Here is a 15426-nt window from a genome sequence, read left to right on the forward strand (position 1 = left end):
TGCCATTGTAGTAAGTTTTAAAGTTTTGAAAGAAATAAGTTGTTTAGCGCAGAGCGCTTGGGGTGACTTGCATGGAGCTTAGGATTTGGCGTTGAGCATAGGGCGGTTGATTTTTAACTTGCCTTACCTTCAACCTTTATGCCTTCTAGCTTCCTGTCTTTTAACCTTAAGCTACGCTTTCGGCCAATCGTTAAGATGCTCTGCGTTGCCTAATTTTAGCTTGCGGGCTGAAATCTGGAATTTAAGCGTCATCGGATGATCGCCCACAATGTTTATTCCTTCGGAATATTTAACAATGTAGCCGTCTTCGAAATCAACTTCTTTCATTTTGGCATCTTCTTCGGATTTTTTGATCAGAAGGGTTCCTGTAATAGGTTTGTACTGGTTATTTACCATCGCCTCGATTATTGAGGTGTCTTCGGTTGACTCGATCTCAATGTCGATGGTACCGCCGTAAACTCCGGAAGAGGGTCTTCCTTTAGCATCTACATCACGGTTTAACGCATAGGCACAATGAAGCACATCGTACTCCTTGCCTGAAAAATTTAATCTAGCTTTGAAAGCCATAGTTTTAAAATTTAAAGGTTAAAAAAATAGAATTTTACGTAGCGTCCGCTACTGTATATTATAAACCAAATATTAGGCCAATTATTGTGTATCTACCTCATATAGAAGCGCTAACAAGCGCACAAAAATTAAAGAATATTAGTTTCTGATACCGGAAACACAGATTTTGGGGCGGAAAAAAAATGTATTTTTTTTGAAAATAGTTGCCGTCTCATTTTTACTACATGCCATAGCTTAAAATATTGTAGCATTTTAGGGCAAAGTGTTACTTTTGGCAACAGTTTTAGGCTATATAAGAGTTAATTTACAAAACTATATAGTTTACGAACAGATTAATTACTGCCAAAAAAGTATCAGAAATCTGTGCAATATGGTAATAAGGCAGAAGGAAGTAAAGTGTGAGCAGAAAGATAAAAACATATACATTGGACTTAGAAAACAGACCATAGTAAGGCATGGAATTTAAGCTCCGAACAACTGATTTATAAAAGATTGCTTGCCATTAATCTCATAAAAGATCATATTCAGAATAAACCAGTAGCATATAAATACAAACAACATAAATATCAAGCTCACCACCAGAGTTATCAAATATGGGTTTTTAATTTTTTGTAAACAGGATACCACGAGCAAAAAGATCAATGCAACAATTATTCCGGCAATCGATCCAATCTGAGCCAAAATTTTCAAAACCGATTGCGCATTAAATTCCGTCAAAATATGATCGGATATATACCAAATCGTAATGCCCACAGCAGTAATTGCGAACAGTATAATACCAATAATCAGTTTTTGAGCATTTTTCATTGTTATTTATGCCTATGTTTTTACTGAAATCGCGGTGTTCGGGTTATAAGAAATCATCAAAACCTTTCACCTTTATACAAAACTTCAAAAGTATCTTTTCCTTTAGGAATATGAAGATATAGTTTATAGAATTTAGTTATTTTCTCTCCATTGGGTGTTTCAGTTTTACCCCAGATAGGACTTGCGTTTTTAAGTGCCGGATCATCACTGGTTTGTTCAAGGCAAACAATTTTACCATTACCATATAGCCTCATGTGATATTTTTCAAGAGGCTCCAACTTAAATCCGGGAATCAGGAAGTGAAATTTATCCGATTCTTCTATGGCTTGCAGCTTTTCCTGATCGATGTAAGAAGAAATAATCTCTGCAATATCGCTTTGAAAGCCCAATCTAAAATAGTCGTCCATTTTTTTAGCGTTAATCAGGTTGTAATAGTACCGATAGGCCGCCTCCGTTTTAGCCAAAAGTTCCTTTTGGTCCAATTTACTAAGGTCCTGGCTTTCTGTAGCTCCAACTAGTTTATAAGGCACCTCGGCATCAAATGTAATGGTGTATTCGTAATAATCCTTCCCTGCCGCAACGAAAGTTTTTCCATCAGGCTTGGTTTCTGATCGATGGGTAATTACCACCTTTTGATTTTTGTAGGCATTTATCCGATCCGATTCTTTACGCCCAACAAGCTCAATTTTAATAGCCGTTTGTGCGGTGAGGTGCGCTGTTCCTTCTCCATCTGTTACGGTTTTTTGCGGATATAAACGGTATGTTAATGTTTGTTTGCCCGACTGGTTGATATACGGATTTATACAAATGGGTGTTATCGCGCTTCCATCTTCGAAAAATCTAAAAACAGGTACATTGTTTACCAAAATTTCAGAGAAACATTGGTTTTGGCTGGCAGAGAAATAATATTCAATGTCTTGCTGAGAAGGAGGCCTAACAAAACCGATTTCCTTTTGAATATAATTCTGCGCCGTAATTTTATCCGAGTTGGAATCGGTAATAGGAGGTTGTTGAAGGGTATTCCTATTGGTATCACAATTAAGCAGTAAACATGTAGCTAAACAAAATAACAGTGTTCTTATCATTTTTATAAAATTTCGAAAGTATCTTTTCCTTTGGGGATATGGAGAAAAATCATGTATGCTTACCGATTTTATAGAAATAAGCTGAATCCAAGCATACAATATCTTTATTATTTTTTTTGTTGCGCTGAAATAAAAGTCCCCTTTTCGTTAAAAATTTTTATACCTTTTTGATTTGGGCGTTTGCACATAATAGTTTGGTTCGAAAATGTTATCTGATCATATTCTAATGGAACGACAAGTTTCCCTGTCTCAGTATCAGCTACTCCCAATTGGTCTATTGTTCCGCCATCCGCTTGGCGTATTGGTTTTCCTACAATTACCAGCCTAGGATGGTCTCGCTGTAAAGTATAGGAATTCAACTCATAATTGGGTTTCACTAACCGTCTATTTTTCTTATCTACCCAATAAAGGGCATTTGCAAATTCATTTTCATTTAATGCTACCTGCACATAATTTTTCACAAAATTTTGCTGACTTATGTCATGATAAACGGGTTTTACTAACCATTTACCATTCCAATCAATAATTCCCTTTTTTGCAGTTTTTGCATCTCCGCAAATTGCATAACCCGTTTCACTGTACCTGTCGAGTTTAAATTTTGGGATAAAATAGGTATGTAAACTTTCTACAGACTTATCCTTTTGGGCAATGGAAACAATTATTTTGCTTATTGTTGCAGAGAAATAGATTGATTTGGTTACAAATTCGTTAGATTTTGAACTGCTTTGCATGGATTCGGATTCCAAGAATTTTCGCAGTTCGTTTTCCGAATTAATTTTACCCTCCGAAATTTTATCTTTAGCTTTTTTCAGTTCTTCAAGCAGTTTTATCTGCGGCGTAAACTCAAATGACTGCGACCCTTTGGTTGTTAAATATTTGCCGTTTTTGTAAAGTGCATTTATTTCTATTTTTTCAGCTAGTGTAGCGGGTACTTTAAATGTAAATTCATTATTGTTAAATTCAATAATTTCAATATCACCTTTATCTGTTTTTATTATTTTTTGGCCCTTTTCCAAATAATAATCTTTGGTGTTTGTAAAATTAGTAATTACTTTCGCTTCTACTCCTACTATCGGTCTGCTGTTGTTCTGAAAAAAATATAATTCGCTATTTATCATTTTATCGTTTTCAAAATATGGCATTTTCTTTGCATCCGATTTATTAAGGATTACAGTTGAGGCGTTTTCGTTCGTGCCATCTGCATATATTACCTTTTGAATTTCGAATTTCGGTTTGCGATCTGGATTATTATTAAAATAAAAATTATCAAAACCTAATAACCTCACTAACTTAAATTCATCATAATTTATAAAAAAGAAACTATTTGGAAATCTATTGGTCGTTTCTATTTTCAATGAATCGAAAAATGAGGGCTTATAATTACTTCTATCTTTAAAAGCCATAATATCTGTACTCAACTCATCTTCGGGAATTGGTTCAACAGAGATTTTAACTGAACTAAGCGCTATAGCACTATCTAATTCAGCAATTTTATCATCCACTTTTTTCTGCAATTCTTCATTTCGTCTACTACAAGACACCATCAAGAATAACAATGCTATAGCTAAAAGTTTTTTGATTCTGAAATCACCAGTCAAGCCATTAATCATTTTTTGATATTATTTTACAACTTTAATCTTATCGGAATTCAATTTATATGTGTAAAAAAAGTCATTAAGTTTTTATAAATTGAAACTATCCCGTTTATGCCTTTTGCCGAATGGCATTTGGCCTGGACAGCTTTATTTTGGCAATATATTCTATCGTATTACTTCAAAGTCTGTTTTGCCTTTGGCGATATTAAAATAAACCTGTAGCGTCATCATTATAGAATCTCGAAAGTGTCTTTTCCTTTGGGGATATGGAGGTATAACTTAATAAAAGTTGCCTCTGTACCACCTTTTTCATTTTTACTTTTACCCCAAATTGATGATTCTCTTTTCAATCTTAAATCCTCGCTTGTTTGCTCCAAACAAACAACTTTACCGTTAGCGTATAATATGGGTTTATAATCTTTTAACGGCTCCAGTTTAAAAGAGGCATCTTTAAATAAGAATTCATCCTCTAAAAAAGATTCTTTCACGAACTCGCTGTTAACATATTCGGATATAATCTGATTGGTATTTGCTTCATGTTTCAGCCTAAAGTATTCGCTACTTTTTTTATTATTTATAATATCCCATATGTATTTATATGCCAATTCGGTTTTTTTCAATAGTTCAGCAGGTGCTATCTTAGCTAAGTCTTCACTATCCTCCAAACCTTTCAATTTGTAAGGAACTTTTGCTTCAAAAGCAAGGGTATATTCGTAATAATCTTTACCATCACCAATAAAAGATTTTCCATCTGTTTTTGTAGCGGCATGGTTTGTGAGTAAAAGCTTCTGATTATCAAAACCATTTACCGTATCGGCATTATTGCGTACATATAATTTGACGTCGAATTTGGTATATGGAGTAAGTGTATTAAACCCTTCTCCATATGTTCTTTTAGTCTGAGGATAAAGCTTATAGGTAATCGTCTGTTTACCGGAATGACTAATGTAGTTGTTTAAAATAATTGGCGACATGATCCCACCATCTTCAAAATAGTTGAACACAGGAATATCGTTTACCAGTACCTGAAAAAAGCATTGTTCGTGATTTACATAAATATAGTATAGCGGTTCATCAGCATACCTTTTAATTGCTTTTATCTGATTCTGCAAAGCATTTTCTGCTGTTATTTTTTCTTTGTTAGAGTCGGTAATGGGTGGTACAGTATTATCCATAGAATTATTTTTTTGTTTGCATGCTCCCAGGCCAAAAAGAGTTAAGAGTATGATGTACTTTATTTTCATTATTGTGGTGTATTATTTTTATAAAATAAATTAATCTTCATCATGGTAAAGGTCTTATCCTTAAACAAATGAAATTCTGTATCAATTAGATTGCTTTCTGAATCACCATCCCAAGTCTTCTTTGTTTGATCGGACTTTTTTACACCCAACTTAACCTTCCCCTTAATCCCTGAAAAATAAATTTTATCCTGATAAAAAAGCCCTTCGGTTTCATTGGCTCCGTATGTACGGGTATGGACCAAATGAGACTCAAGGTTTGCTTCCAACATGGCATCATATTGGGTATGGCTGTTTTTAAAAAAAGTAGAAGCCAAAAAAGGTGATATGGGGACGCAGCCTACAACATGGATGCGCCCTTTTACCATTAGTTCGGCCTGCATTTTTATGGCATTATCTCCAATTACTTTACCTGCACTGTTGCTAAAGGCTTGTTTTAAAGAGTTTTTGATATTTACCGAACCGGCAAACTGTTGGTGTGGTGCAGGTGCAGAAATTTTAATCTTATATTCCTGGTTTATACTGCCACTGAACATAATTTTAATTTTGGCATCGTAGCCGGCACGGTCTAATAAGGTCTGCAAACCTTTACCGATTTCTCCCTCTGCCGTTTTCCGTCCAAAGTTCCGCCCTGTTTTGTACATATTATCTCCCAATGGATCATTTTCATCAAGTTTTTCTTTTTTAAGATCTCCAAATTCTTCTTTGTACACATATTCTTCCTTACCTTCTTTGTTTACCTTCTTTTCCTGGGTAAGGGCTCTCTGTACAATGTCTTTTAAACTTAGTGATTTTTCAAATTTGATGCCAATTACCGGATCAGCCTTTACATTAAATTCGGTAATGTAATGCACCAGATCGTTCTTTTTTTCCAGATAGGTGGCATAGGTAAATGCTACCTTGGGGAATATGAAATCGAAGCCCAGATCTTTTACTTCCTTTTGTACTTTTTGGGCATCTTTTAACAAACGTACGGCCTTTTTCAATTTCGGCAGTTTGGCCGCAGCCGATTCTCCCATGGTAAGCACGGCAATAATAAGCTCAACAATCATTACGATAATGGTAAGGGTTAGAATTCCTTTTTCCACCAGATCTCTGTTGTTGTCGGTATAATTGGTCAGTTTACTAAACTTGCCACCACTGTAATTCCATTTTTTAGCGTAGCCTATGCCATACATTTCGGCTTCTGACACAAAAAAATCAATGGCCAGGTTAGTGAGCATAACATAAGCATCGCCCATGGGGAAGTACTTGAGTACACTCAGATACAGATCGATATAATGTTTGGCCCTTTCGTGCAGTCCCTTAATTCCCTTGATTACGGAAATAGGTTCGGGTTTGCCACGGTATACGATCGGATAATCGCCTGTGAAATCGTATGTGGCCTGTAAAATCCATAGGGCATCGGTAAAGGCATTGATCACCAATGTGGCTTTTTTAGGATCAGGGAAGTATGCGCAGGAATGAATGCCCAGCTCATACCTGTTGGGTTTTAAGCCCAATGCGGAAGGGAACATATCGCCCTCAAAAGAAAATATCTTCAATTTTCCTTCCTCTCCGTTAAGCGGAATATCTTTAACAACACTGCGGTCTCCGTTATAATTTACAAGCTCGCTATAAGTGATCTTCTTTAAATCGTGTTTTTTACCATTTTCGAAGCTAATGCATGCATCATTCTTAATGCCTTTTACGAATACCGAAAGATCAACCGGCTCTTCGTAATTGGGGGTGATGGTATTGTAAAAAATTGTTTTTAAATTATTTACCTTAAAGGTAAGTACGGTTTTACGGTTGATTTTGTGGATGGGCCTATCTTCGTTGGTTATATAATCGAACTGCTTGGCCTTTCTTTCTCCATAACCAAATGCTTTCAACTGATTTTTGATTCCGTTGGTATAAAAGAAACTTAAAATGGCGTTGGCGCGTTTTTCGGTCAGATTATCATTGTATTCGTAAGTATTCCGAATATCGGCATACGACTCGATGGTAACGGATATATGAGCGTTTTGCTTCAGGTATTTAATCACGTTTTTCAACAATGCCTGACTGGCCGAAGGCACTTCGTACTGATCGGTATCGTAAAAAATATTGAGGCTAAAGGTAAATTTCTCTTCGGCAATACCCATGGTGCGCGGGTCTGTATTACTGAAAACGGTTTTAAGGTTTTCCCTATCGTGGATATTGATTTTGGAAAAGGTACAACTATCAAACTTAATGGGCTGTTTGTCTTCTTCGCCAATGGTAATTACCTTATTGCCTTTGGGCAGGGGTACAATCTTGGTCAGTATTTTACCGAAGCTGTTTTTGATAAACAGGTGGGTGGCATGTTTTAAATCGCCTTTGGGTGTGGTATCTTTAACATAGCCTGTTGTACCTTCTACACTCAACTGGATATAAAACTGCTCGAGGGGTTTTTCGGCACCGATTTCTTTTCTCCACTGTAAAACATCGCCTGCAGGGATATAAACGTCTAACGCGCCCCCGTTACATTTTACGGTATAGGTTTTACTTATTTTCTGATTATCATCTTTAAAAAGATTAAACTCGCAGTTATAGATATGAACAGTACAATTGTAGCCATTTAAACCTTCCAGTTCGAGGTGCAGATGCAGGGGGACATTATATTGGGTGGGATTGCCTTCGTGTATCTGTTTGTTGTTCCCTTCAATATTTTCCCTCCAGTAAGAACTTACAACCCTAGGCGGACTGTAGGCGCGTACAAAAAGGCCAGTACCGCCTTCCAAATCCTTAAAACCTGTTAAACTGGCCTCCACATAGTAGAAAACCTTGCCTGCCTGAGCTTTTGAAATAAATAAGGTATATGGCTTGGTGCTTGGTTGTACGCCTTTATAATAGTCGACCTTTTTATCGGCCGATTGCCTGATCCAGGTGATATTTTTTTTCTTATCGGCTTCGGTTGTACCAGGAAACCATTCGCCAACAACAAAGCCCACGGTAGATCCCCCATCTATCACAACGGAATAACCTGGCTTAGATTTATCTTTATGAACTTTGCCTTCGCCGCTCCAAACAATTTTTTTTATACCTTTCTTTGCCATGTTTTAGCCTATATAAATTATCCGTCAATTACGCCGCTATTCAAATCCTCAGTTTCCTGCATATCCTTAGCCGCAATCATCGGGTTAAGTGTTTTCTGTACTTCTTTATTGGTATTGTCGAAATTCTGTGCGGTAGGTTCTGCCATCTGCCCATGTTTAATAATCTTGATGCAATCTTTACCACCAACCGGACAGGTTGCCTTAGAAGTTTCGAGCAGGATTTTACCGCCATTATCGAGCAGGGTCTCTTCATAGAAATCAGACCATTCTGTTACTACCGCCGTACATGGAGAGTTGTTCTTTTTTGAACAGCTTCCAAAAGTATTTTTTTCAAATGTTGAGCCTATATCTTTATGGGTGGCGATGGGCTTTTTACTGCCTTTATCGTCATTTGCATAATTTTTCTGGTTTGTTAAAACTTTTAAATTATCCGGGCTTGTACCAAAATTGCACAAACAAATGGCTCCCTGTACTACAATATGTTTTTCAGCCATATCAATTTATTTTAAGCTATTTAAACCAACTACCCCAAAAGCTTTTTTCCCTTTTGTTCGTTTTATCACCATCTAAAAACACCAAACTTTCTATGGATGATGATGCTACATTGGTTGGTAGTTTCTCATCATCAAACTTATCTGTTGAAAATAGTTTTAATGTTACTTTCTTTTCCGTAATTTCTTTCACCCACCATTCAGCAATGATAATCTGTATGACTTTGGTTGCCGGACTTAATATATATTTAGCCCTATAGCCTCCTGTTGCCGAGTTTATTTCGTCCTGTTCCAATATACCCTTATGCTCCAACTGAAGCGCCCCAAAGTAATTGGTAAACGGATTTACAGTTTCGACAGTTTTATAACCCAATGCCGTGGGTTCGAGATTGGGGAATAACAGGTTTTCTTCTACCGTGAGCTGCTGTTTATAGTTTTTATAGATCGACTGGAAATAAGTCTGTATAAACCAATCTTCCCGAAAGCAGATCTGTATAAAATTATCATCCATTAGTCTTTCATTCATTAAACGGATGTATTTGGCAGCATAATCACCTTCAAAATAATTTTCAATTTCAGATCTAACTTTAACCCATCTTTTCCTGATTTCGTCGCAATTAGTCACCTTTAAAAATTTCCCGTCCGGTTTCGTTTCAACAATTAATGGATAAAATATGCTTCCAGCCTGATAGGCCAGTTTATCTGCCACTAGCTCTGGGATTACTTCGTTAACGTAAACAGCACTTGTTCTATCTAACCGGTATAAAAAATTCTGCTCCTGGTTTAAGCCCAAGTAGGTTAATGATAGCTCATATTTAACTTCATGGGCTTGTTTTTCTTCTTCAAATAGGATGGTAAGGCCATAATTCAATACATTTCCTTCTTTACCAATCTTTTTTTCTAACCCAAAATTCCCATCAAACTGAATAGGCTGGTTTGCTTTTTCAGTTTCTCCGGCAAGCTTTTCTACCTCGGGGGCAGTTCCGCTATCATCAAGCAACAAACTTCTGTAATTCATGGTTAAGCTAAATAGACCGTTAATGGCTGATGATCATATTGTAAATGATAAATAACATAATGCCCAATACAATGAGTACCGCATTATACATTCTTTTCGTTTTATCGGAACCCTTCCTGAAATAACTGATAAATATTTCGATCAATAGATATAGGCACCACAAAAAAATCCAGCCCAGGTTCAAAAAGTAACCGATAGGTACCGACATACCGCTATTGCCACCAATGGAACCGTTGTTATCGAACCACGAATCCCAGTGATCATATAGGTATATCAGTAAAAAACCGACAACTAAAATGCTTATTCTTATGATCAGATGTTTTTTCATAGTTTAAATTTAATAGGTAACACGTACTCTGTTTGGTGTTGGATCCATACCTACGCCATCAAATTCGGCAGACCAATGCAGGTATTCGTTCCTTAACTTCCTCAGGTCGTTCTGCTCGTCCAACTCCCTTTGATAATCGGCAAAGCGTTGTTCAGGAAGTTTAGCGCCTTTATACTTCGAATGGATATCTTTGAATGATTTAAAAGCATATGGGCTTACATTTTTGTGCATCGAATCCTGAAGTTTCTTTTTTACACGTACCAGTAAAGGATCAGCGGAAATGTCGTATTTCTGGTCAACCAGCAGCGCCTTGTTGATTGGAAATTTTTCTTCGAATTCCAATTCATAATCGATCATCAGGTGCAGCGGGATGTAACTGTATGTGTTTTTGAGATTACGTTCACCAGAAAGTTTCCGTCTATATGGATGTAGGGTTAATTGTTTTTCAGTATACCATCCTTCCGAAATCAGTCTGTTTTTTTCTGCATTCTGCACGTCCTCTGATCCGTTGATCAGCTCATCAACTTTTTCGGTCCCATTGGTGTAACTACCACCAATGTCACAGTGTACGCCGGGCAAACTTTTCTGCAGCCCAACCCTTGCATTGGTAAGGGCAAAATTTTCACGGTGTTCGTTTTCTGCTGTAAGGTGAAGAACGCACTTCGCTTTCCCGATGTTGTTCAGATTCAGCTCGGCAACATCATTCGTAAAATCATGATTCAGCGCTGTTACCGAGGCTATGGATGTAGCTCCCGGTTCGTAAGAAGAAACCGTATCGTAAATACCCAGGAAACGCACCTCCAACCGCTTTACAATTATGCCCGCATCTTTAAACTGTTTACCCAAATAACCATGTGCCGGAATCGTTATTTCAGAATAGCTGTTTGGCTTATCCGGTGTGGACAATGGATCCATATTGATCTTGATTTCGCCCTGCGTAACTTCTGCAACAAAATTACGTGCTGCGGCTGCACCTCTGCTAAATCCAAAAACGTCTAATATCAGAACCGAGACTTCTTTTCCTTTTGGCAATAAACCGGCCAATAACCTGCAGCCTTTTTCTACCTTGCTCCTAATACCTGTTTCGCCGGTACCCAGGGCATAACCCAAAGTATCGTCGCCACCATTATTAGTGGTACCTATCCCCTCTATATAGATTTTGCCTCTGCGGTAGCCTTCCAACATCCGGGCTACGTTACTATAGGTGTTTTGATAACTACTTTTGTCGTCATCCTTGCCATATTTTTTGTATGCCGCAGCTTTGGCTATATCGTTTGGATTTTTTGATTTCTGATCGCTCGGTTTATTGAATTCCTCACGGCCTTCGGTATTTGTTTTATTGTTACGTGTACCATCAAAGAACATCCCAAAACGGTATTCCAAGCCCTTATCTACCGGACCGGGAGGCGCATAATTACCAAAACTAACATTAGTTGCCATAGTTTTTTATTTGGAATTCTACCTGTTTAACGGGGAAGTTTAATGTACCCTGTATTACATCCAGATCCAGTTTTCTTTCTTTGGGATCTATATTGATCAACAGATCGGCTGGTTGGGTTTTATTTAACTTCTCATTAAAAATTCTGTTTATTTCATTTACATCAAAGTCAACAGGGATATGGGTAGCCAAGCCATTCTGCTGTAAATTGGGTAAATAGCTTTTATCCTGGGTAATCACAATATCAGCTTCGTACCGGTTTTTTTCATTATCTGTAAACATTACATTGAGCAGGTAAGGAATGGCACGGCTTTGTTTTGCTAAAATCTTATTCCCATCCAAAATATATTCCTTCTCTCCATTACTTAGCATAAAAGACCAATTTGTTAAATGGTATCCATTAGGCAATACAACTTTAGGTGTCCAATTATACTTTTTCCTGTAAATGGCAGTGTAAAGCTCTGCATTGGGATAACCCTGAGACTTTATCCTTGCCTGAAACTGGGGTTCTATGATCATCGTATCGGATAAAACATAATCTACATATTTATGGGTAAATAAGTGTTTTTCCTCATCAGACAGCTTTGCTGTATCTATCTTTGTTTCTGCTGCAGTAAAATGTGCTATTTCTACCTGATTGCCATCGCCGGCAGCCCATACTATAATATTCCCTTTTGGTGCCAGGCCGATAATAAAAGTGTTATAGGTTTCGTCTGGCTTGTTGGCCCCATTATTGAACCCATCTTTGAATAATTTTAGGATTTTTTCTTTAGGGAGCTGAAACTGGCCGGAGTATACTTTTTTCTCCGCAAAAGAAACCCATGTAAGCCCCAAATAATCGGGTAACTCTTTGGTATCCGGACCACTGGAAACAATTGCTCCTGCCAGTCCCCAACCAACCGCAACCGGCCCCAAATGACTCAGGTTCTGCCCATAGTTTTTTGCGGAAACTTCTCCCTGATATACTTCTACAGGAACTTCCTTCGGCGCAGATATTGTTGCAGTCCAATCAAACTTTTCTTCCATATTCTGTCCTTTACAACTCGATACTGTTGTTACTAAAACAAGCAGTAGCAGGTATAAATTGTTTTTTATGATCATGCTTTTCCCCCTCGGCCAACTATTTTTTTATTGCAGGCCAAAATCAGGTTATTGTGCATCGCTTCTATATTAACTTTATCTGCTTTTTTCTCCAATTTATTCTCTACCTGGAGAGAATATGTGGAATTGACCTTGAGGGTCATATTGGTACATTGTTTTAAAATGGCCATTTTTAAAACATTTTTGATTTTTCTGCACTGTTGATTTCTACAATTTTTCCACTCTGTAAAGTCATATTTTCCTTTTGGCTGAAAACGGTTATCTCGCTTGCCTGCTCGTTGGATGTTTCTGCATGTCTTAAAAAATCTTTACTTACCATCTCTGTCCGGTTATCCGAAGTTTCTTCTATATCACCTGTAGCCGTTAACGAGAAATTTTTGCCAGCAGAGGTCGTAATATTTTTCCCCACCGAAATGGTTTGATTGTCGCCCACGTTGGTAGATTGTTCTTTACCAACCTGTACAGCCATATTTTCCTGTACATTAATCTGCATATTCTTGCAGTTCAAAGTCATGTTTTCGAGTGCTGTAATGGTAATGTTATTCCCTTTGGTATCGATATGGATAATATTTTCGTGTATATCGGTTATTTTGATGCCCTGCGTTTCCTGGTTGTCATCAAACTCAATCAAGTGACCGCTGCGGGTAATAATACTTTTTAAATGGTTTTTAATCAGCGGACTACTATCAACGCTCGAACTGTGGTAAACACTCCCCATTACCACGGGCCGTGCTATATTACCTTCTTCAAAGGCAATCATTACCTGATCATCAATTTCTGGAATGGCAAAATAACCACGGTTATTGCCCCTATCGCCTATACCTGCGCTTGGCGTGACCACACGCAGCCATTCGGTAACATCGTTTGTTAAGCATTCCCACTTAAATTTCACTTTGATACGGCCCTGCCCCTGTGGATCGTTATTATCGATCACATCTGCCAGTTGCATATCAGGCTGTGGTTTTTCGAAATTCTTTACCAGTAAACGTTCGGTTGTAGATACTTTTCCTTCAAAATTATTGTGGTATTTGCCGTTTTCATCAATGTGATGGGTAATGCTGGTAATAAGAAATTTTCCCAGGCTTTCGGATGTAAAAGCAAGTTCTTTACGGATGCTCATGGTAATCTCAGCAATACTGCCTATACTTAAACCGGCATTATCGCCCCTTGCGGTTACTTTTAAAAGTTCACTGGTATTGGCTTTCTCTTCGTTTTCTACCAGGTTTTTAATATCGTTTCCATTATCTACGCGAATTAACGAGGGTTGATTAAAAGTTTTGCTAAAAGTGAGATTAGAAGCTTTTACCGCATGCGATAAATCGGGTGTACCATCTACTTTACCTGTACTTTCGCTTAGCAGCATTTCGTTCTGCTTTGGATTGTAAGAAAACCGTTTGTTTTTTATTGGCGCAATTTCCATTGCATATTGCATTTCCTGCACATCCCTGCCGTAAAAAAGGGATATTTCTTTTTGCGTATTGGGTTTACCAAAATTGAGCTGTTTGCCATCATAAAACAACCATTCGTGGTATTCGGCAGAAAGACGGTTTAAAAAAGCAAAATCGCTCTCGCGGTACTGTATAATATAATCGATTGGTGTAGTTCTTGCGGCATTGGCAACTACTTTCAGGTCATTGGCAGGGGTATCTTTAGTAGCTAATTTAACGATCTCGTTCAGGTCTTTATCGAGATAAGAACCTAAATCAGGACCGCGATCGATTAAAATGGTTGGGCTATAGCCACTCACGATTACAACACCATGATAACCATGGCTTTGCGACAATTCGACTTTCGACACCAGACCTACAAAATTCTGCATGCCTTCTGATGAATGCCCGAAAGAAGCAGTTAATGTTTTTCCTACAAAATCACGGCTATCGTCCAGGCTGATCAAGCCAGGTGCTCCCATCTGGTCGTGATTAAAACGCAGTTCGAAATAGTGGTGCTCGTTAAATGCTTGTTGTAGGCTGAAGGAGGCAAAATGCGTAATTTCTTTCCCTTCTATATTGATCTCTGCAATGAGTTTCTTTTCCATATTGATTTAATCTTGTTCACAAAATTACGCCAAGCCCAATGACCTGGTATACATGGCCCACTTTAAAAAGGATTCCACTTTTTATAAACAGCCTGTTCAGATGAATATTGTGTAGATGCCGGATCAAACATTTTACCAGAATAGTAATTGTTTTTTACTGCAATATGTTTGAGGCGGTTAGACATAAATGAGCATAATTTATGATATAGCTTAATGAGGATGTATCACTGTGCTAAAAGGATAATAATTTGGGATGATAGGTAGATGTAGGGTGATAATGATAGCAATGGGTTAAAGAAGGCGCCCAGAAAAAATCGGGGCGCCTTAATTACTATATGTTTAGTGATGACTAAGCTTTTGGCCAATCGTTTTCGTGCTCTGCATTACCCAGCTTTAGCTTACGGGCAGATACTACGAAACTTAAAGTCATTGGTGTATTGTCGTTTACCGCAATACCCTCGTTATACTGGATGATATAACCATCTTCGAAAGATAGTTCTTTCATTTTAGCATCTTCTTCGCCTTTTTTGAAAACGATAGTTCCAGAAAGTGGCTTGTATTGGTTATTAACCATTGATTCGATTACCGAAGTATCTTCGGTTGACTCGATTTCGATGTGGATGGTACCACCATAAACACCTGACGATGGACGGCCTTTTGC

14 protein-coding genes are annotated in these 15426 nt (G+C 37.7%); all 14 read right to left on the bottom strand.

What is annotated here, in order from left to right; translation table 11 throughout:
• Positions 1–171: 171 nt before the first annotated feature.
• Positions 172–567: a type VI secretion system tube protein TssD gene (tssD, locus tag DRW42_RS28010; RefSeq protein WP_029288480.1), complete on the bottom strand. Its 396-nt coding sequence runs from the start codon at positions 565–567 to the stop codon at positions 172–174.
• 462 nt (positions 568–1029) lie between these two features.
• Positions 1030–1374 (bottom strand): hypothetical protein, encoded by a 345-nt coding sequence (locus DRW42_RS28015; protein ID WP_113952167.1) that lies wholly within the window; start codon positions 1372–1374, stop codon positions 1030–1032.
• 56 nt (positions 1375–1430) lie between these two features.
• Entirely contained in the window at positions 1431–2459 is a 1029-nt protein-coding gene (locus DRW42_RS28020; RefSeq protein WP_113952168.1) for a hypothetical protein, read from the bottom strand.
• Positions 2460–2566: 107 nt separating this feature from the next.
• Positions 2567–4069: a WG repeat-containing protein gene (locus DRW42_RS28025; RefSeq protein WP_113952169.1), complete on the bottom strand. Its 1503-nt coding sequence runs from the start codon at positions 4067–4069 to the stop codon at positions 2567–2569.
• A gap of 215 nt (positions 4070–4284) precedes the next feature.
• Positions 4285–5229, bottom strand: coding sequence for a hypothetical protein (locus DRW42_RS28030; RefSeq protein WP_147243824.1), 945 nt, complete (start codon positions 5227–5229; stop codon positions 4285–4287).
• A 68-nt stretch (positions 5230–5297) separates the two neighbouring features.
• Positions 5298–8354, bottom strand: coding sequence for an OmpA family protein (locus tag DRW42_RS28035; RefSeq protein WP_113952171.1), 3057 nt, complete (start codon positions 8352–8354; stop codon positions 5298–5300).
• 17 nt (positions 8355–8371) lie between these two features.
• Positions 8372–8848, bottom strand: a complete 477-nt coding sequence (locus DRW42_RS28040) for a DUF4280 domain-containing protein (protein ID WP_113952172.1) — start codon at positions 8846–8848, stop codon at positions 8372–8374.
• A 16-nt stretch (positions 8849–8864) separates the two neighbouring features.
• The gene (locus DRW42_RS28045; RefSeq protein WP_113952173.1) at positions 8865–9863 is read right to left on the bottom strand and encodes a hypothetical protein; all 999 of its coding nucleotides are present in this window, start codon (positions 9861–9863) and stop codon (positions 8865–8867) included.
• 19 nt (positions 9864–9882) lie between these two features.
• On the bottom strand, positions 9883–10191 hold the full coding sequence (locus tag DRW42_RS28050) for a hypothetical protein (RefSeq protein ID WP_113952174.1): 309 nt from the start codon (positions 10189–10191) through the stop codon (positions 9883–9885).
• Between the two features lie 9 nt (positions 10192–10200).
• Positions 10201–11631 carry a phospholipase effector Tle1 domain-containing protein gene (locus DRW42_RS28055; protein WP_113952175.1) on the bottom strand — a complete coding sequence of 477 codons (1431 nt, stop codon included), beginning with the start codon at positions 11629–11631 and terminating at the stop codon, positions 10201–10203.
• Positions 11621–12730: a DUF2931 family protein gene (locus tag DRW42_RS28060; RefSeq protein ID WP_113952176.1), complete on the bottom strand. Its 1110-nt coding sequence runs from the start codon at positions 12728–12730 to the stop codon at positions 11621–11623. Before DRW42_RS28060 ends, DRW42_RS28055 begins: the two co-directional genes overlap by 11 nt.
• Complete coding sequence (locus tag DRW42_RS28930; protein WP_158544419.1) at positions 12727–12900, bottom strand: hypothetical protein; 174 nt, start codon at positions 12898–12900, stop codon at positions 12727–12729. The genes DRW42_RS28060 and DRW42_RS28930 overlap by 4 nt, the downstream gene beginning before the upstream one ends.
• 2 nt (positions 12901–12902) lie before the next feature.
• The gene (locus DRW42_RS28065; RefSeq protein WP_113952177.1) at positions 12903–14765 is read right to left on the bottom strand and encodes a type VI secretion system Vgr family protein; all 1863 of its coding nucleotides are present in this window, start codon (positions 14763–14765) and stop codon (positions 12903–12905) included.
• 349 nt (positions 14766–15114) lie between these two features.
• The coding region (gene tssD, locus DRW42_RS28070; RefSeq protein WP_113952178.1) for a type VI secretion system tube protein TssD at positions 15115–15426 on the bottom strand (312 nt) is incomplete at its 5' end.

Source organism: Pedobacter miscanthi (genome assembly GCF_003315595.1).
Lineage (GTDB): Bacteria > Bacteroidota > Bacteroidia > Sphingobacteriales > Sphingobacteriaceae > Pedobacter > Pedobacter miscanthi.